Origin of the sequence: Imtechella halotolerans, assembly GCF_028743515.2 — a bacterium.
Taxonomy (GTDB): Bacteria; Bacteroidota; Bacteroidia; order Flavobacteriales; family Flavobacteriaceae; genus Imtechella; species Imtechella halotolerans.
This window is the reverse complement of the sequence record NZ_CP117969.2, coordinates 746,953-765,059: the sequence shown is the minus strand read 5'-3', so window position 1 is coordinate 765,059 and position 18,107 is coordinate 746,953. Positions and strand designations below refer to the sequence as shown.

At 33.1% G+C, this 18,107-nt stretch carries 14 protein-coding genes; 6 read left to right on the top strand and 8 right to left on the bottom strand.

What is annotated here, in order from left to right; genetic code table 11:
• Window positions 1–58: 58 nt before the first annotated feature.
• Complete coding sequence (locus PT603_RS03370) at window positions 59–664, bottom strand: SMI1/KNR4 family protein (protein WP_008241520.1); 606 nt, start codon at window positions 662–664, stop codon at window positions 59–61.
• Window positions 665–706: 42 nt separating this feature from the next.
• Window positions 707–1,753, bottom strand: a complete 1,047-nt coding sequence (locus PT603_RS03365; RefSeq protein ID WP_008241519.1) for an NAD(P)-dependent alcohol dehydrogenase — start codon at window positions 1,751–1,753, stop codon at window positions 707–709.
• A gap of 343 nt (window positions 1,754–2,096) precedes the next feature.
• On the opposite strand from PT603_RS03365, the gene PT603_RS03360 reads away from it, so the two are divergent.
• From PT603_RS03360 to PT603_RS03350, 3 genes are all read left to right on the top strand, one after another.
• Window positions 2,097–2,963 (top strand): helix-turn-helix domain-containing protein, encoded by an 867-nt coding sequence (locus PT603_RS03360; RefSeq protein WP_008241518.1) that lies wholly within the window; start codon window positions 2,097–2,099, stop codon window positions 2,961–2,963.
• Window positions 2,964–3,212: 249 nt separating this feature from the next.
• Window positions 3,213–3,692: a MauE/DoxX family redox-associated membrane protein gene (locus PT603_RS03355; protein WP_008241511.1), complete on the top strand. Its 480-nt coding sequence runs from the start codon at window positions 3,213–3,215 to the stop codon at window positions 3,690–3,692.
• 87 nt (window positions 3,693–3,779) lie between these two features.
• Window positions 3,780–4,088 carry a DUF6520 family protein gene (locus PT603_RS03350; protein ID WP_008241509.1) on the top strand — a complete coding sequence of 103 codons (309 nt, stop codon included), beginning with the start codon at window positions 3,780–3,782 and terminating at the stop codon, window positions 4,086–4,088.
• Window positions 4,089–4,162: 74 nt separating this feature from the next.
• Here the strand turns inward: PT603_RS03350 and PT603_RS03345 are convergent, their stop codons facing one another.
• The 3 genes from PT603_RS03345 to PT603_RS03335 are packed head-to-tail and all read right to left on the bottom strand — an operon-like array spanning window position 4,163 to window position 11,470.
• On the bottom strand, window positions 4,163–7,021 hold the full coding sequence (locus tag PT603_RS03345; protein ID WP_162097736.1) for a M16 family metallopeptidase: 2,859 nt from the start codon (window positions 7,019–7,021) through the stop codon (window positions 4,163–4,165).
• 16 nt (window positions 7,022–7,037) lie between these two features.
• On the bottom strand, window positions 7,038–8,432 hold the full coding sequence (locus PT603_RS03340) for a RagB/SusD family nutrient uptake outer membrane protein (RefSeq protein WP_040489069.1): 1,395 nt from the start codon (window positions 8,430–8,432) through the stop codon (window positions 7,038–7,040).
• Between the two features lie 14 nt (window positions 8,433–8,446).
• Window positions 8,447–11,470 carry a SusC/RagA family TonB-linked outer membrane protein gene (locus PT603_RS03335; RefSeq protein ID WP_008241503.1) on the bottom strand — a complete coding sequence of 1,008 codons (3,024 nt, stop codon included), beginning with the start codon at window positions 11,468–11,470 and terminating at the stop codon, window positions 8,447–8,449.
• Between the two features lie 1,216 nt (window positions 11,471–12,686).
• On the opposite strand from PT603_RS03335, the gene PT603_RS03330 reads away from it, so the two are divergent.
• From PT603_RS03330 to PT603_RS03320, 3 genes are all read left to right on the top strand, one after another.
• Window positions 12,687–12,932 carry a helix-turn-helix domain-containing protein gene (locus tag PT603_RS03330; protein WP_008241500.1) on the top strand — a complete coding sequence of 82 codons (246 nt, stop codon included), beginning with the start codon at window positions 12,687–12,689 and terminating at the stop codon, window positions 12,930–12,932.
• Window positions 12,933–13,052: 120 nt separating this feature from the next.
• A complete protein-coding gene (locus PT603_RS03325; RefSeq protein WP_008241487.1) occupies window positions 13,053–13,841 on the top strand; it encodes a DUF5984 family protein in 789 nt (262 codons plus the stop codon).
• 275 nt (window positions 13,842–14,116) lie between these two features.
• The gene (locus tag PT603_RS03320; protein WP_008241484.1) at window positions 14,117–15,832 is read left to right on the top strand and encodes an amidohydrolase; all 1,716 of its coding nucleotides are present in this window, start codon (window positions 14,117–14,119) and stop codon (window positions 15,830–15,832) included.
• Between the two features lie 89 nt (window positions 15,833–15,921).
• Here PT603_RS03320 and PT603_RS03315 read toward each other — a convergent pair whose 3' ends face one another.
• The 3 genes from PT603_RS03315 to PT603_RS03305 all read right to left on the bottom strand — a co-directional run bounded on the left by PT603_RS03315 (window position 15,922) and on the right by PT603_RS03305 (window position 18,105).
• Window positions 15,922–16,893 (bottom strand): MraY family glycosyltransferase, encoded by a 972-nt coding sequence (locus tag PT603_RS03315; RefSeq protein ID WP_008241482.1) that lies wholly within the window; start codon window positions 16,891–16,893, stop codon window positions 15,922–15,924.
• A gap of 61 nt (window positions 16,894–16,954) precedes the next feature.
• Window positions 16,955–17,482: a PglD-related sugar-binding protein gene (locus PT603_RS03310; RefSeq protein WP_008241480.1), complete on the bottom strand. Its 528-nt coding sequence runs from the start codon at window positions 17,480–17,482 to the stop codon at window positions 16,955–16,957.
• Window positions 17,483–17,544: 62 nt separating this feature from the next.
• Window positions 17,545–18,105, bottom strand: coding sequence for a DUF3575 domain-containing protein (locus PT603_RS03305; RefSeq protein WP_008241478.1), 561 nt, complete (start codon window positions 18,103–18,105; stop codon window positions 17,545–17,547).
• Window positions 18,106–18,107 lie beyond the last annotated feature (2 nt).

The window sequence follows — 18,107 nt, the reverse complement described above, 5'->3', positions numbered from 1 at the left end:
GATCTATATATGTAAAAAACAGCTAGTATGAAAAAAGACTAGCTGTTTTTTTATTCTCCTAAAGATCCTCAAAAGAAAAGGACCTATAGAATTTTGGGTAGTTTAACCTTAGTTGCTTTATTATAAAGCTTACAATATACTGCTCAAAAGTATCGGACTCACATGTGTGAAACGGTTCTTGGGCAATGGTTACTATATCATGGAAATTAATTAGTTTACACTGGCTCTCCTGGGTGTACTTATTTCGAGTTCTCAAATCAAAAGCAAAATGATCTTCATGGTAGTAGGTAGCAAAAAACACAAAGCTATTAAAACTCATAGCCTCTTGTTTTGTGATTCCCAGTAGCCCGGAAACTTCCTCTGAACACTTCTCTACCCCTACCTCAGAAAGCTTAACCCCTACTTCAGACGCTAGTTCATTAAGCCCTGAATTTAAATGATTTACAGGCCACAATTTAAAACTACCAATATGGAAAATTCCATGATTGGTTACAAAGTTCACATAGCTTTTTGGTAAAGAAATCCCAAGTCTGTTTTCTACTTCTAAAATCGCCTCTACAGGCACAGGGGCAAACCTTTCTATTTTAAAATCTTCCCTAAAATCAATGTCATTACACTTTTCAATAGCCTCCTCTAGCCTATTTAATAATACGGATATTCCCATGTATTTATGAATCTTACTGAGAACTAAAAATAAGTAATTTATCTAAATGGATTTCATATCAATGACAAAACGATACTTAACATCACCTTTCTCAAGACGCTCAAAGGCCGTATTTACTTCCTGAACACCAATTAATTCAATATCAGCCGTAATCCCATGTTTGGCACAAAAATCCAATACCTCCTGCGTCTCTGCTATCCCACCTATGTTTGACCCTGAAAAACTACGCCTTCCATTAACTATATTAAAGGCACCCACCTCTAAAGGCTGGTTAGGAAGACCCACTAGTACCAGAGAACCATCCACCTTTAAAAGATTCAGAAATACATTCACATCATGTTTAGCCGATACGGTATCCAGTATCATATCCTGTTTAGGACAATCTTTCATTTGTTTTTTATTGGTTGATAACACCACATTATCCGCTCCCAGACGATTCGCATCTGCAGCCTTTGACTCTGTGGTAGTAAACACCGTTACTGTGGCTCCCATGGCCTTTGCTATTTTAATAGCCATATGACCTAGTCCACCCATACCAATAATTCCGATATGTTTTCCAGGACCCGCTTTCCAATGCTTTAAAGGAGAATACACCGTTATACCTGCACAAAGAATGGGTGCCGCCTGGTCAAGAGGTAGAGTTTCAGGCACATGTACTACATAATTTTCATCCACAACAATGGATTCAGAAAAACCTCCATAGGTATGACCTCCAGATATCTTATCAGGAGCATTAAACACCAGGGTCCATCCATTCTCACAAAACTGTTCCTCTCCATCATGACATTGACTACAGCTACGACAACTATCTACAATACAGCCAACACCCGCCAGATCCCCTACTTTAAATTTACTTACCTCTGATCCAATCTTTGAAACCCTTCCCACAATCTCATGTCCGGGAACTACAGGATAGGTAGTACCACCCCAGTCATTATGCACAGCATGTAAATCAGAATGACATATTCCACAATATAGAATTTCAATTTCTACATCATGTGCCATCACCTCTCTTCTTTGAATGAGCAGTTCTTCTAATGCCTCGGTAGCAGCAACTGCCCCAATAGCCTTTGTTGATTTCTTTTCCATAGTTGTTGTTTTTATGATTCAAATAAGCTAACTACCTCAAAATTAACAGTTATAGAACTGGCTTCCAAAAAAAAACTATCCTACTATAAGAATTGAAATCGATACTTTTAGAAGTAAATAGATAGATATAATGCCATAATTATATCAACTAGAAATTATGAGTGTTGATAACTTTAAAGTTAAAATCATAAATAACTTACTTATATATTTAATTTTCAGTATATTAGACTTTGATTTGACTTTTGGAAGAAAAATTGACGGTCATTGTTGGAGGATGCATGCATCTCCTGTACAAATAGCCTCTTAGATTATTATTCATTACTACTTTTCCTATCTTTCTATTATGTCCAATCTTATTCATCAACGTAGGCTTCATCAGCTTAGGCAATTACTACTAAACCTTATTTACGGATATTACAATTACCGAATTCCAGTGGTTTCCACACAAACCTATTTAGAAACTCTTGTAAGGCTAGCCAACACGCTAGCAGATACGCTAGACAAAAAAACTTCTCATACCCAAAACCTTATAAAAGGAGTCATTTTATTAAGTATGGATGGTACCATTATAAGCATAAATCATTCTATGGCAAGTGCCATTGGCGTTAAAATGGAAATGCTCCATGGCACTCCCTTAAGTGGTTTTCTCACCAATGAAGACCAAAGATTATGGGAAAATTTTCACCATTCCTCTTCCCCTCCTAACGCCTTCTACAACTCACTCACTTTTATCACCCAAGAAGGCCTACTTATGAAATACACCTGCACCATAGAATCCATGTTACTTCCGGACTATGGTGAGGTGTATTTATTGAGTTGTTTTTCAGGATTCAAAAACCCAAATGAACCCACCAGCATAGCTTCTGACATTTCACCTACTACAAAATTTACATCCAATCCTGCAGATATTTACTATTATATATTATCACTTGGGGATGAACCTATTCCATGTGTTAAGGAACTCGTGAGTAGAGCAGATACAAATAGTCATACTATTTTATCGAACTTTAAAAAGCAGTACAACATAAGTTTACATAATTGGATTAAGGAACTACGTCTATTAAAATCACATGGGATGATTAAGGAAACAGAACTTCCTATAAAGGCCATTGCCATTACTCTTGGTTTTAAAAGTTACCCCTACTTTTCAAGAATTTTCAAAGAAAGATTTGGTCATTCACCTCAAGAATTACGAAGAAATTCACACTAAAAAGGTTAAGAAAAATTAACTCACCCATAAGTTTCATTAAAATAACTTATTAACCATAAGCAAGTTACCAAAACAAAACACATATAACTACTACCCCTAAAACCTTTTGTAATTCTTCAATTACAAGAATAACTCTTGCCTGTTTTTAAATGTTTCATTTTCATAATCGTTAAAAACGAGTTTTCCGACAACACTTTTAGAAAAAAGGATAACTACAAGGAAGTAACTTACCATTGTAAATTACTCATTATGAAACAAATAAAAACATATCAATCAATCCTATTAGAAATCATTAGTGCGTTGTTTATACTCCTATTTGTATCTGCAGCAATAAGCAAACTAATGGAGGGCCCAGCATTTTACAACAACCTGGTTAATTCACCCTTTAGTTGGGTTTCACAAATTGCCAAAATCACCTCCTATGCCATACCTATCCTAGAATTAGGGACAGCTATCCTGCTTGTCTTTCATAAGACAAGACTTAAGGGATTATATGCTGCCTTTATTCTTATGGTCATCTTTACAGGGTATGTAGCTGGAATAAAATTTATCAGCCCTTATGAGCCATGCTCCTGTGGTGGAGTTATAACACTACTATCCTGGAACCAACACTTTATACTTAACCTCATATGGATTGCTCTAACTATAGTAGGTATTATACTTTATCGAAAACACTATAAAAGTCCCAAACAAAGCTCCCTAACTGTACAAATTGAAAATCAGTCATAAAATATTTGTTGCAACAAAGACAGGGTAAAGTCCATAACCTGTACAAAATAATGGGCTACATGTTTAACCATTAATTTTTAAAAAATCATGAAAAAACTAAAAATGATTCTACCAATGTTGGCCTTTGTATTGGCCATAGGAATGTCTTTTGCATTTGTTAAAACATCTGCAGAAAAGGACTATTATGCCACTAAGTATATTCAAGTACCAGGAGGATGGGCAACTATTACAGTTGATTGTGATCCTAAAAATGATGAATGTTTAGTAAAGTTTTCTAATGACCCATTAGAAACAGAATTCCGGGTTTATGACTTAAAAAATCTAGAAATGCCATCTATTGGAAATGGAGAAATTATTGAACTTTCTGGTTCAATCCCTACCCCTGATATAGATTAAGGAAAAAAGGGAGTGTATCAAAATGCACTCCCTATAATTCATTTAAAATTAATAATTAAAACCCAGTTTCCAGATTATAATTTTGGTAAGGGAATCATTTTAAATTCAAATGGTTTGTTCTGCAATAATTTTTTAGCAGCATCTTTTATATCCTTCCGTGAAATAGAATTTATAAACTCCTTCTCATCATGTAAGGTATACCAAGGTAAGTCGTTTTTATAAAAATGATATAGTTTTTCAGAAACAACTTTTCTTTCATTATAATTATTTTCTAAATCCAAAATTAATGAATGCTTGAATTGTTCCAATTTTTCAGTGCTTATTTCATCATTCCTAAAAGAGTTTATTTCCTCCTTTGCTTCCAAAATCAAGCGATCGACATCTTCAGGACTACAACTAAATCTTACAAAGATCTCATTAAACAAACGATCCTTTTTAGGATTTATACCAACACTTACAGTATAGATTCCACCTTTATCAGAATGGAATCTCATTTTTTGGGACATTGAAAATTTCAGTAATTGTCTTAGTAGTTTAAACCTAATTTCATCTTTCCAATCAAATTTTTTATGATTTAATTTTGAAGCATATACTAATTGTACTTTAACACCTTCCATAAATTCGGTAGAATAAACATCATGAGAAATAGATTTGGGTAATTTATACCTTTTTAAAGATTTCTCTGTAATAGTACCTTTCTTGGATTTCTCTCTGGACAAATTACCTAGATATTTACGGCATAATGAAAGTAATTCATCTTTAGGAAAATTACCCGTGAATATAAATGTAAAATCTCCTGCATTTCCGAAGATTTCTCGATATATGGCATGTGATCTATTCAAATCAGTTAGGGATACACCTTCCAAGGCTGCCGACCCTTTAGGCAAATAAGTAATATCTTTTAAGGTCGATTTAACTGTAGATTCAAAATCTTTTTCGTTTAGTCTGTATAAATTAAATGATGAATTGGTTTTTTGCTTCCAATCTTCAAATGCTAACTCATCTTTATTAGGTTCCTTAAAATGTAAATAAACAAGTTGTAATGCTGTTTCTAAATCCTTTATATTAATATTTCCTCTTATGCCTGATTCATTATACTCTATATAAGGTATTATTTGTCCAGTAAATCCATTATCCTCATAAAACCGATCTAGTTCAAACTTATCAAGACCTCCAACTCCTGAATTCTTAACAATATCAATACAGTATAATGCTGAAAAATAATCTTTTGATGTGTAATAATTCACTCCTTTGGAAGTAAATCCGTGAAAACTTAGGGTATTAGAATGTTTAGTCTTTTCAGACAAAACTTGATCAAATGAGTTCAATACTATTTTTATTCCATTTTCTAAAACATACTGGGTTGTCTCAGGTAATATTTGAGTCTCCTTCAGTACTCCTCTTTCCTTTAAATTTACCAAGGTCAGCGAATCTATCAAATCTTGTGGCACTTTTGGTTTAGTGTATGGAACTGTAGGCATATTACTAGCCTCCTTTATCCAATCTCGAAAGGTGTCTTCTGAATGAGAAAAAATACGGTTTCCTTTTGGGGCTAATATAATAATATCGATATCTTCGAAAGGGGAACTGAGATAGCCTTTTGTGAATTGATTAAACTCATCTAAAGTTAAATTATTAAACATATTTATTATAAGGCTTTCTTTATTAGGTGGTAGTGATTTTTCAAACACAAAATGATTTCTAATATTTTCAGACCAATATTGTGCACTAGAAGTATCAGTTTTGGATAGCTCTTCTAGTCGTCTTTTTATACTTTCTTGAAATTCCTCCTCTAAAAAGCCATCATTATACACTTGATGAACAACCTTTATTGTGTTTATAATTACATCCCTTTCTGAACCTCCTTCAATAGTAAATTGAATTTTCATGTCAGTAAATGTCGGAAATAGTGAACGAGGAAAAGCCACGTAATTAGTACAATAGGATTTTTGCAATATTTTAAGCCTTTCTTCTAACATTTGAAATAAAAGTTCTCTTTGCTGTTCATTGATTATCATCTCCATTCCCTTTTCTTCATGAACTTCCTTTTGCCTAAAATACAATCGTAAATTTATAGTCTTATTATTAGAATTTTCAAGTAAATAAGGATGCTCCTTCTTGATAAATTGGGGTGGTGAATTCCTATATGCACTATAATCAATTTTTGCAGATCGTGGATTCTCGACATTTTTAGGTTTTGAGAACCTCTCCATTATTTCTTGTTCCAGGCCATTTAAATCCTTTATATCTCCAACAATAACTATAGCCATTAAATCTGGACGATACCAATCATTGTAAAATCGAATAAGAGCTTCATTTGGAAAGGTATTTAAATGTTCAATAACATTCATTTTAGAAATTGGATTTCTACCCAGCATTGAATTCTCTAATCCATTAATTATAGAATTAGAATGGAATCTTCCTCTTACTACCAACTCATTGATTAAAACCGAACGTTCACTAACTATATAACTATCTTTGAAATCTAAATCCCAAATTATGTCATGAATTAATTGAAATGCAATATCTCTTTTTTCCTTGGTTTCAATACCTTTAAAATAATATCCAGTAAAATCAAAAGATGTACCACCGTTTATCTCTCCTAACTTGAAACCAAGGTCGTTTGCCTTTCCAATATTCATGTTATTCCCTGCTTTAAAGGCAATATGTTCTAAAAAATGTTCAATTTCATATTGGTCTGGATCTAGAACAGAAGAGCCAGCTTTTACAAAAAGACGAATATCAATTTTAGATGAACTATCATTAATTGGTTTAATATAATAGGTTAGACCATTAGGTAACTTTCCATGTCGTATTTTTGGGTCTAATAATAATGTGTCCTGAGAATTTGAAGAATACAAATTAGGTGAGCTAAAAAAGTACAATTGAAAAACTAATATTATAATACAAGTTTTTAAAGTTTTATTAATCATTTTAAATAGATTAAAATTAATAACCTTCATTTTGAATAAGATTTGGGTTCTTGATTATTTCTTGGTCAGGGATTGGATAAAGAAGGTCAGAATTATCGATATTTGAGTTTAAAGAAATCCAGGGAGAAAGTGCCATACCGGTTCTTTTAAGATCTAACCATCGGTGACCCCATTCCGTAAATAATTCTCTCCTGCGTTCAATTTGTATCGAATCTAAAACTGACTCACGACTTATGCTTGAAGTTGAACTTGAAATCGATGGTAACTGTGCTCGTTCTCGAATTTTATTTAAATCTGTAATTGCTGCTGATAGCCTATCTTGATAAGCTCGTGCCTCAGCACGAATCAAATACTGTTCGGCTAATCGCAACACCATTGAATATTCTTCAATTACACTTGAACTATTTACTTTATATTTATATGGATAATGAAAAACTTGGTTTCCTGTATTATAGTTTCCAATCCATTGAACAAGTCTTCTGTCTTCTTCATTAAAAGAATTTAAAAAATCATCAGATAGGGCCACAGGTTTTTGAGAATTTGGTGGAGGACTATTAAGAATGAAAATACGAGCCTCATTAGTAATAAAACTTAATGGTCCCCTACCAGCGGGAGAAATTTGCCAGATAGCTTCTTTACTATTTGCTAAAAACACTTCATCAAGATTCTTTAAAAGTGTATAATTTTCGGAACTTTCAATCAATTCATTACTAAGCACTTCTGCCATCTCCCAATCTTCTAAAAAAAGATATACCCTAGCTAATAAAGCCATAGCTGTAAACCTACTGGCTCGAATCCTTTCTCCTGCTATGTAATTATTTCCTAGAACTGTAGAAGCATCATTTAAATCATTTATTATAAAGCCATATACGTCCTCTATTGAACTTTTATGCAAAACAGCATTTTTTCTATAATCAGTAGTTAAAACTATTGGAACTTCTCCATAAAGATTCACCAAGTAGAAATAGGCAAAGGCACGGACAAACTTTGCTTCACCAGAAAACTTAGTCCTACTTTCACTAGAAATTCCCTCTGAAAATTCCAAACCTTCCAATACCGCATTACACATATATATTATCTTATATGCACTTGACCAGAGATTTAAATTATAAGAATTATTTGGTGAAATATTATTCTGCTCAAATTCAATCATTGAATAATTCAAAGTTGTTGTATTGAAATTGTCAGCAGAAAGTTCACTCAGCGTAGTTACTGAAGAAAAATCTCCATTGGAAAAATCAGCTTTAGCTAACTCATTATATATACCCAAAACGGCCCTTTCGGCAGTTTCATCACTACTGAATACAGTTTTACTAATTATTTTATAGTCAGGAACCTCTATTTCTACAAATTTTGCACAAGAAACTTGTAATAAAAAAAGAATAATTACTATTAAAAATCTTGTTTTCATATTTTTTATTGAGTTTATAAGGTTATTTGTAATCCACATGTAATTGTCTTTAAAGGAGGAACCACTCCTCTACCTCCTTGAGGATCTAGCCCCTTATAACCTGTAAGAGTGATTAGGTTTTGAGCATTTAAATAGAGGTTAACCTCTTCTAGTCCTAATTTTTTAATCACCTTGCGAGGAAATTGATATGAAAGAGCTACATTTTTTAATCGTAAAAATGAAGCGTCTTCAATTCCTTTTGAACTATTGGCTGCATCATTAAAAGCCTTACTAGCAATGCTAGATAAAGAAACTTTCTGTATATCTTCACTATCTCCAGGTTCTTCCCAAGAATTTAGAAACTGTAAAGGTTTATTACCAAGGCGACCCGGAGCAGACCATTTAAATATATATGATTGATTATATTGTTTAACGTATTCAAACAAAAATTGAAGTGAGAGTTCTTTATACCGGATGGTATTACTGAAACCTCCAAAGTATTTCCTCCCCATATCCATTATAACTATTCTATCATCATTGTTTAATCTTCCATCCCCATTGACATCAATCATACTGTAAAACCCTGTTTCTGAATTAATTCCATTAAACTTATAACGATGACTAATATTGAGTGGTTCCCCAACTTTATAAATATTAGCATAAGAGGTTTGTTCAATCCTATCAAACTTTAACAACTTATTTTCTGGAAGAGTTATGTTAAAGGAACTTTGCCATGAAAAATCTTTCCTATTAATATTTTTACTACTCCATTGTAATTCCAACCCAGTATTTTGAACTAAGGCAGGAAGGTTTGCTTGAACAGAAGTAAATCCTGTAATTGCAGGAAGTGGGAAACCTACCAATTGATTAGCTGAGCGGTTCTTGAACCAGCTTACATCAAGATTAATATGATCTTTAAATAAACTAAACTGTATAGCAACTTCTAACTTTTTATTAACCTCCCAAGAATAATTCGGATTAAATAACTGTGTTGGATATAAACCTCCAGAACCTGAAGTCGCCTCATATGCATCCAAATAACCATAATCTTCAATTTGATCACTTCCTGTTATACCATAACTTGCTCTAAGTTTCCCAAAGCTAAAAGGCGATATTTTTTGATTATCAATTTTTTGATCTATAAATATCCAAGCTCCACCTACGGCCCAAAAATTAGAGAAACGACTTTCTGGACCAAATCGTGAGGAGCCATCCCTTCTTCCTGTTATATTTAGAAAATATTTCCTATTCAAATTAATTCCTAACCGACCAAATACAGCAGCATACCTGTATTGAGTATTGTCATCCGATAAAATCTGAATATTATCAGCCGATTTAAAGTTTCTCAATAGGCTTTTATCAGCATAACCAGAACCTTCAAGAGCTAAATAACTATTTTTATTATTTTGAAAGGTGGCTCCCACTAAGCCATCAAGATTAATTTTTCCAATTGTATTATTATAAAAAATCTGAGGTTCAACAATCCAAGATTGCCTTTTAATAAAACTATTTCTCATACTTAGCTTTATTATATTCCATAAATCTGGACGATAGGCTTCTTTATAAAATCGTAACTGCTCTTCACTATCTAATTTAGAGTATCCCATAGTCAATTTTAAGTTAACCTTGGGTAAAACATTAAATAAAACCCCAAGATTTGCAAACAAATTTTCTGTGATAATATTTTGTGGTTGTTCTAGAGCTGCCAAAGGATTATCATATATCCAATTTTCCCAATTCAGGCTTCCATCTTCTTTAAAGATATTCGGTGCATTTGGAGGAGTTATCAATGCGCTGTTTACAAAGGTGTTACCAAAAAATAATGTATTATCATCTACTCCATAATTAGAAGAAAAGTCAAGTTTAAATTTACTATTCTCAGAGCGGTGACTAAGATTGATATTAGCTGTAATCTTATTATAATCAAAATTACCTGGAAAAACAGAACCTTGATTTTTATAAGAGCCTCCTACTAAATATGAGGTATGCTGATTTCCCCCAGATATAGCCATATTGATGTTGGTCAAAAATGCTGTTCTTCCAAATAATACTTCTTGCCAATCAGTATTGCGATTCTGGTCCCATAATAAAAGATCAAATGCATTTGTTTGAGTTGGAGTCACACCATCGACCTCAAAAGCCTTTCGTCTCATGGCTAGGTATTGAGGGGTATTCATTAATTTTACCTTATTTGCGACCTCTGATATACCTGAATAGGAATTAATAGTAAGTAAAGTCTTTCCATCTTTCACATTTCCTTTCTTTGTGGTAATTAGAACAACCCCATTTGCTCCTCGAGATCCATATATAGCAGTAGCATCTGCATCCTTCAATACTTCTATGCTCTCGATATTGGAGATATTTAAGGTACTTAAAGGATCAATCCCTGAAGCGTTAGTTAAGCTTCCAGCACTTCTCAATGGTTCTGAACTTACTGGTATTCCATCTATAATATATAATGGATAATTTCCATCATTACGTAAACTATTTGTGCCGCGAATACGAATCTTAGGGGCTAGCCCCATGACACCACTACCCTGCTCTATCTCTACTCCTGGCATTCTGCCCTCTAAGGTTTGTAATGGACTTATTATTGGTTGAATTTCAATTTCTTTAGAGCTAACTTTTGAAATACTTCCAGTACGTTCTCTTTCCTTTACTGTATAGTAACCAGCATTCACTGTTACTGCATCTAGCTCTGTTGCAGATTCAACTAAAGTTACATTAATGGAAGTTCTACTATTTATGGCCACTTCCTGAGTGGTAAATCCCATATAAGAGAATACTAGAATAGAATTAGAACTCGTAGTTACTGAAAAGTGACCATTCGAATCAGTAAAGGTCCCCTGCTTAGTTCCTTTTACTAGAATATGTACTCCCGGTATTGGGATACCCTCGCTATCTTGAACTGTTCCTGATACACTTTGTTGAACTGCAGTAGGAAAGTCATTCGAGGTATTCATTGATCTTGCCCAAGTCTCACAAGTATATAGGGCGGTAACAAGGATTAATAGGAATACAATAAGTAACCTAACCCTGTTGGAAGAGTTGTTTTTCATAATTTTGTGGTGATTAATTGAAATTGGTTTTTAACTGATTTCTCAGCCTGCTGTCATAGCTCTCACATTATGGCAGTAGGCTTTTCTTTTTCCCAAGAAGGGTTCAAGGAGCTCACTTATTCCTCATAGGCAACTTAATTAAGGTTTTTTGTTCGTTCATGGTAATTCGGGTAGTAAAAACTAATAAAACCACCCGAAAACCACGATTGACTAATTCATTACATGCCTATTTCACATAGCGAAACAAGCAATACACCCAATACCATACAATGCAATGCAATGAAGGAATTGTTATTGTTCTAAGGGGGATTTCGTGACACGACTGGATATCGTGAAAAAGAATTGTAGAGATTATAGGAGAAGAGAATTACTAAGTACCAGTAGATCATTGGTTATGCGTAACTCCTATAATAAGGAAACCTAAGTTAGATAGGCTTTTTGGGTATTTTTCTAAATAATAAATGGAATGTATTAATCTGAGCATTCCTTACATAGTAAAACATCATTTTGAACAGTTTTTAAAGGTCTAAAAACATAACTTATTAAAACACTACTCATACTTTAAGAATACTAAAGTCTATTTGGAGGTAAAGGAAAAAGAAAGTATTTTTAGGGTGTTGCGAATACACTAAAAACTAAACTGTCCTTGCCTACGCGAACTTTATTGTTTTCTAGGTACGGAGTATGATTCCTAAAGTAAAAACTAGGCCTCCCGCCTTCATTCTTACCAAAGGATTCAAGTTCTTACTCTGGTGGACATTTGATGTTTTTTAAAATAGATTGTTTGGAGAATAATTCTTCAATAATTATATGAATTATTTCCAGAACAAATGACACGATGATTAGGTCTTTAGATTGTTTTACTGTACTCGTTCCCATATACGTAATATGTTATGATTAACGAGTTTAATAAAGCAAAAAAGCTGGAATTCTACATCCGACCTTTGTCCAGGCGCTAGCATGCCTACAACACGGTTTTCAGTAGAACCCAGCCTAAAGATTGTGTAAATATACACATTATCTCTAGACGTGGGTTTAACTCTACTGCCTCGTGTTGTTATGAAATGCTAGCTTCGGACGCTGAGGCTCATTAAACTCACAATCTATTTGTTAGTTATTCTAATTATGTAAAACAGCAATACAATTGCTTACTTATAACTATGCAAATATAGTGAGTTAGTTATTACTAAGCAAATGTTTTGCAAATATTTTTATTATGTCAAAACAAACTAATGCAAAATCTGCTATCGAAGTTGAAATTGTAAAGCTCATTAAGGAAAGACGAAACAAAATGAAACGTAGCCAAACCGATATTGCAGAAATTTTGTCTGTTACTAGAGGTTATATAGGTCAAATAGAAATGGATTCTTCTCCAAGCATGTATTCATTTGACCATTTAAATGAATTAGCTAAATATCTTGATTGTAGTTTAAAAGATTTTATGCCAAAGAAACCATTATAGACAATAATTAATTAATTCCGCATTAATTAAATGATTTGGAATTTGAATTCCCAACTTGGAAAGTATTAATTATAAATCCAACAATTTAAAAACAGGTTTATAACCTCTAGATTAAGCCATATGATCCATTTTAAATTAAAAGACATTGATAGTGTTATTCCTATTGGAAATGATTTAAATTGGTTTAGCTTAACTGATGGAGAACTATACTTAAATGTTGAGAATTATAAGTTATTTGAATACACTAGTCAAGCTATGCAATATTTTGATGACAAAACATCTCCCTACATTGACTATTACATCGCTCGCTTTTTAGAAGATTTCACCCAACTATTTATGGCGATTGGAGAATCTATTCCAGACCATTTATATGAGTTAACTAAAAACCTGCATTATTTTCAGGAGAATACTTCAAAGTGGCTTTCAATACTCGATAAAGATGATGATATGCCCTCAAACTTCTATTTTGAAGAATACACTTCCGTATGTTCCTGGATTAATAATCGACAATTAAATTCTTCACACTTAATCGGTGGTCCCTCAGTTTACTTTCTTAGAAACAGAGACAAAATTAGGATAGCTTGGGAAACTGATCAGACCTTGGACAATTCTATAAAATTATGGACTGCTAAGACAGACAGTCTTGAAATGGATTACATTGAATTTGTAAACCACGTAAAATCATTTGGTATGGGATTCTTTAAAGAAATGACCCAACAAGTTGATAAAGCATTGTATAAAGATTGGGGCCAAATTAACCTAGATAAACAAAAACTAATTCAAGAACAAATAGACCGTGAATTAGCATTTCAAAGAAGTATTTCTTTGCTCATAGAAGTAAAAGACTGTCAAACCAATTGGGATGAAATTGATGACTTAATAATCCAGATGAATACTGAAATCGCATAATTAAATAATAGTTATCCATAAAAGGTTATCATTATAACAACCTTCCAATTCACATAATAAACAATTCAAATGCAGTGTTTTACAAACTATTAAAGTCAAAAAACACTAAATTCATCTGTCCCTTTTATAAAAAATTACTCTATCTTTAAGATGAATATCTTCAACAGTCTTGTGATTGTAAATAGCTCCTTTAATTAGATTGATTAGGTTGTAGCATTCTACTTCCAATTATTCTAAGTTGATACTAAATTAGGTAGCCAATCAAATGAAAAATCATGAAATCACAACTACTAACTATTACCAGTATCCTATTAATTATTGTAGGTTGTAATCCTAAAGAAGACAATCATAATCAAACTATATACTTCAATGGTGACATAATTACCATGGAAGGTGAAGAACCTCAATATGTGGAGTCTGTAGTTCAACAAGACGGCAAAATTATATTTCTAGGACCTAAATCAGAGGCACTTAAAAGTTATAAAAATGCAACATTGGTTGACCTTGAAGGCAAAACATTACTTCCTGCATTTCTAGATGGTCATGGACATTTTTACAGTGTAGGTTTGACTGCCATGTATGGAAATGTCCTCCCCCCTCCTGATGGTCCTGGTGCTGATTTCAATTCTATTATAGAAACCATGAATAAGTATAAAGAAACTGAAGAAGCAAAATACATTTTAAACAAACTAGGTTGGATCATGGGTAACGGATACGACGATTCACAACTTATGGAAAAGGACCACCCCAAAGCGTCGGATTTAGATAAAATAAGTACTGAATATCCTGTTATTTTAGTTCACAAATCTGGACATTTAGCTTGTGTAAATACTAAAGGTTTGGAAATGATTGGATATACTTCTGAAACTCCAAATCCTGAGGGAGGTGTAATAAGACGAGATGACAACGGAAATCCCAATGGGGTGTTAGAAGAAGCTGCTTTTTTTCATGCACTCTTCCCTCTTGCAGGAAAAATGGATGCTGAAATGTCTGCAAAAGCAATAAAGAAGGGACAGGACGAATATGCTAAAAAAGGGTATTTAACTGCTCAAGATGGACGAACTACTACCGAACAACTCGTTTCTTTAAGGGATGCTGCAGATGATAGTTTATATTATCTAGATGTAGTAGCCTACCCAGATATTACTTTAGGTATAAAAGGAATTAACGAAGGGAATTATCCTCCAAGCCATACCTATCAAAATAAATTTAGAGTTGGAGGTGTCAAACTTACCTTAGATGGATCACCCCAAGGGAAAACTGCTTGGCTTACTAATTGTTATCATGTAAATCCAGAAGGAAGAACTGGCTGTTATGTAGGCTATCCAATAATGGATGATAATAAGGCCACAGAATATGTTAAAACAGCTTTTAAAAATAAATGGCAAATACTTGGACATACCAACGGGGATGCCGCAATTGACCAATATATAAAGGCAATTAAGGCTGCAGAGGAAGAATTTGGGTATATTGACCATAGAACTGTGATGATTCATGGACAAACATTACGGAAAGATCAAATTCCAGAACTAGTTAGTTTAAATATTTTGCCCTCATTATTTCCTATGCATACATTTTACTGGGGAGATTGGCATTTGGAATCAGTATTGGGTGAGCCTAGAGCAGAATATATATCTCCATGTAGAGATGTTATTGATGCGGGTCTCACCATTACTTCTCATCATGATGCACCAGTTACTTTCCCAAATTCAATGAGGGTCCTAGATGCCACAGTTAATAGAGTAACTCGAAGTGGAAAAGTATTAGGTCCTGATCAGCGTATTACCGTTTATGAAGGACTAAAGACCCTTACTATCTGGGCAGCTTATCAATACTTTGAAGAATCAAACAAAGGTACCTTAACAGAAGGCAAACTAGCGGATTTTGTGATTTTAGACAAGAATCCATTAAAAATAGATCCACTAAAAATTCATGATATTAGAATTCTAGAATCCATTAAAGAAGGAAAAACTGTGTATGAGTTTAGGTAAGTCATACCAATTAATGTTATCCTTAAATCACAATAAAATGAACGATAACATTTAAGAAGCTTTGATCAATTAATCTTCTTAACTTAAACTTATTTGGCTCTCTGAATAGTCTTTATATAAAGTTTATATTTAACCAAAGTATATATTAACACTAATAATGATAAAACTCCAACCACCAAGGTTATACTATTCCCTTCCCAAAATATAACAAGTACATTTATTAACAACTGAATCGAAGCATAAAGTGAACTGACCATAGTATGAGGAAATTTGTATTCATGTACCAACATTTGATAAAGATGTAAACGATGGGCTTTAAAGATATTTTGTCTTAATATCAACCTTTGTATAATTGTAATTACAGTTTCAACCCCATAGACCGCTAAAAATAAAACGAATTTTAACTCCTCTTCCTTAAGTATTAGTAACCCTAATAATCCAATTACCCAATAAGCAATACTCATACTACCTATATCTCCAGCAAAACATTTAGCTCTTTTTCGAAAATTAAAAAACAAAAACGCCAAACAGGCTGCAATTGAGTACATAATCAATGAAGTCTCTACAAAAGAGTTTACATATGTACTATAGTACCATAGAGATGTCAATATTACTAGAGAATACAATCCCGTAATTCCATTTATACCATCCATGAAATTATATGCATTCAAAGTCCCTATAACTAGTATAAAAAGTAGGGCAATAATAAACCATGGAAACATTTCAAAAATTCCAATGGACCAAAGAAGTAGTGATACAGATATTAAGTGAACTAATAATCTCACTTTATTAGGTAAACTTTGCACATCATCCCAAAAACTTACCGTTGCAAGTGCAAGCATTCCCATAACAAAAGGAAATATTTGAATTTGTGGTACGCTGTGATGTATTACAATAAAGAGAACTAAAGCTACAGGAAAAACAATGCCTCCTCCTCTTAAAGTAACTTCAGTGTGAGCGCTTCGATGGTTTGGTTTATCAATAATATTAAAGTGATTTGCAATGCGAAAATAAACTAATAGTGTACCTATAAGAAGAAGTAAGACACCAATATATTCCATTATATGTGATTTTAATTTAGGTGGGTAAAAATACAAACTATGTTGCTATAATCTTACAAAATTATCCTACCGTTGTCCAATGGTTTAGAATTGAGTTTCTTTGAATAGAAGTACATGCATTTATAGTCACACCTTCACACAATACGGTATTACTACCTATATAAGAATTTGGATATATACTACAGAAATTATTGATTACTGAGCCATGGTCTAGTACAACATTGGCATTAATAATAACGTGCTTCCCTATTTTTACACCTGGTTGAATCACTGCTCCCGCTAAGACTACAGTTCCTTCGCCAATTTCCACCCCTTCAGCAATAATTGCTTTAGGATGTATAAAAACTCCATAATTATGTTTAATCAATCGCGAAACGCGCATTCTAATTTCATTATTACCAATAGCAATTAAAACAGGTGAATTAGGAAAATGATTGGGGTTATATGAAGATATAAATGAATTTTTGAAGTTCTCGCTTTTATTGTCATCAAAATAGCCATTAACTATTCCCCCAATTAATTTCACTCCTTCACTAATAACAATGGCATGCCCACCATAACCATAAATAAGATATTCATTCATACTCATACTAACTCCTATTAATAAAGGTTAAAACCTTTAGAATTGTTTTTTAAGAACTTTTCTATAATCTACAATTTATAAACCAACATTAGGCCTCCTTTATAAGGTAACCATTCGCCACTTTTATTGAAATTTATAGCATCATCGTAGCGTTCCCCGGTGGTTGAATCATATCCTTTATAAAAACCTTGTTGATTCCCACCACCAGCAAAAATTTCCAGGTTCCATCTTTCGCTTAGGTAAAACTGATAACCTATACTTATACCCATCATATAGCTAAACCCTTCTTGATACCTATCCGAATTATGATAATTCCATTTTTGCAATTTATAAGCACTCCCACCTATATGACCACCAATAAAAAAACCTTGGCCAGTAGCCTTGGGATAATAACGTAATTCCGGAAATACCATTACTAATTGTAGTGGGCCACCATCAAAAGATTTCCAAAAAGAGGCTGTAATATCAGCTTGAAAACTTAGATTTTTACCAAGTGAGGTTTCTACCCCAAAATTTGGTATTAATAAAGCAGTCGTAGCCAGATTCCCCTTAATAGAAGTCTGATTTTGAGCTTGAACTAATGTACTACTAAATAGTAGGAATAAAAATAAAATATGGTAACTTTTCATAA

Bases quoted from the DNA above. Each gene is read 5' to 3' on its own strand.
- PT603_RS03370 (WP_008241520.1), bottom strand. From the start codon at position 664: ATGGGAATATCCGTATTATTAAATAGGCTAGAGGAGGCTATTGAAAAG.
- PT603_RS03365 (WP_008241519.1), bottom strand. From the start codon at position 1,753: ATGGAAAAGAAATCAACAAAGGCTATTGGGGCAGTTGCTGCTACCGAG.
- PT603_RS03360 (WP_008241518.1), top strand. From the start codon at position 2,097: ATGTCCAATCTTATTCATCAACGTAGGCTTCATCAGCTTAGGCAATTA.
- PT603_RS03355 (WP_008241511.1), top strand. From the start codon at position 3,213: ATGAAACAAATAAAAACATATCAATCAATCCTATTAGAAATCATTAGT.
- PT603_RS03350 (WP_008241509.1), top strand. From the start codon at position 3,780: ATGAAAAAACTAAAAATGATTCTACCAATGTTGGCCTTTGTATTGGCC.
- PT603_RS03345 (WP_162097736.1), bottom strand. From the start codon at position 7,021: ATGATTAATAAAACTTTAAAAACTTGTATTATAATATTAGTTTTTCAA.
- PT603_RS03340 (WP_040489069.1), bottom strand. From the start codon at position 8,432: ATGAAAACAAGATTTTTAATAGTAATTATTCTTTTTTTATTACAAGTT.
- PT603_RS03335 (WP_008241503.1), bottom strand. From the start codon at position 11,470: ATGAAAAACAACTCTTCCAACAGGGTTAGGTTACTTATTGTATTCCTA.
- PT603_RS03330 (WP_008241500.1), top strand. From the start codon at position 12,687: ATGTCAAAACAAACTAATGCAAAATCTGCTATCGAAGTTGAAATTGTA.
- PT603_RS03325 (WP_008241487.1), top strand. From the start codon at position 13,053: ATGATCCATTTTAAATTAAAAGACATTGATAGTGTTATTCCTATTGGA.
- PT603_RS03320 (WP_008241484.1), top strand. From the start codon at position 14,117: ATGAAATCACAACTACTAACTATTACCAGTATCCTATTAATTATTGTA.
- PT603_RS03315 (WP_008241482.1), bottom strand. From the start codon at position 16,893: ATGGAATATATTGGTGTCTTACTTCTTCTTATAGGTACACTATTAGTT.
- PT603_RS03310 (WP_008241480.1), bottom strand. From the start codon at position 17,482: ATGAGTATGAATGAATATCTTATTTATGGTTATGGTGGGCATGCCATT.
- PT603_RS03305 (WP_008241478.1), bottom strand. From the start codon at position 18,105: ATGAAAAGTTACCATATTTTATTTTTATTCCTACTATTTAGTAGTACA.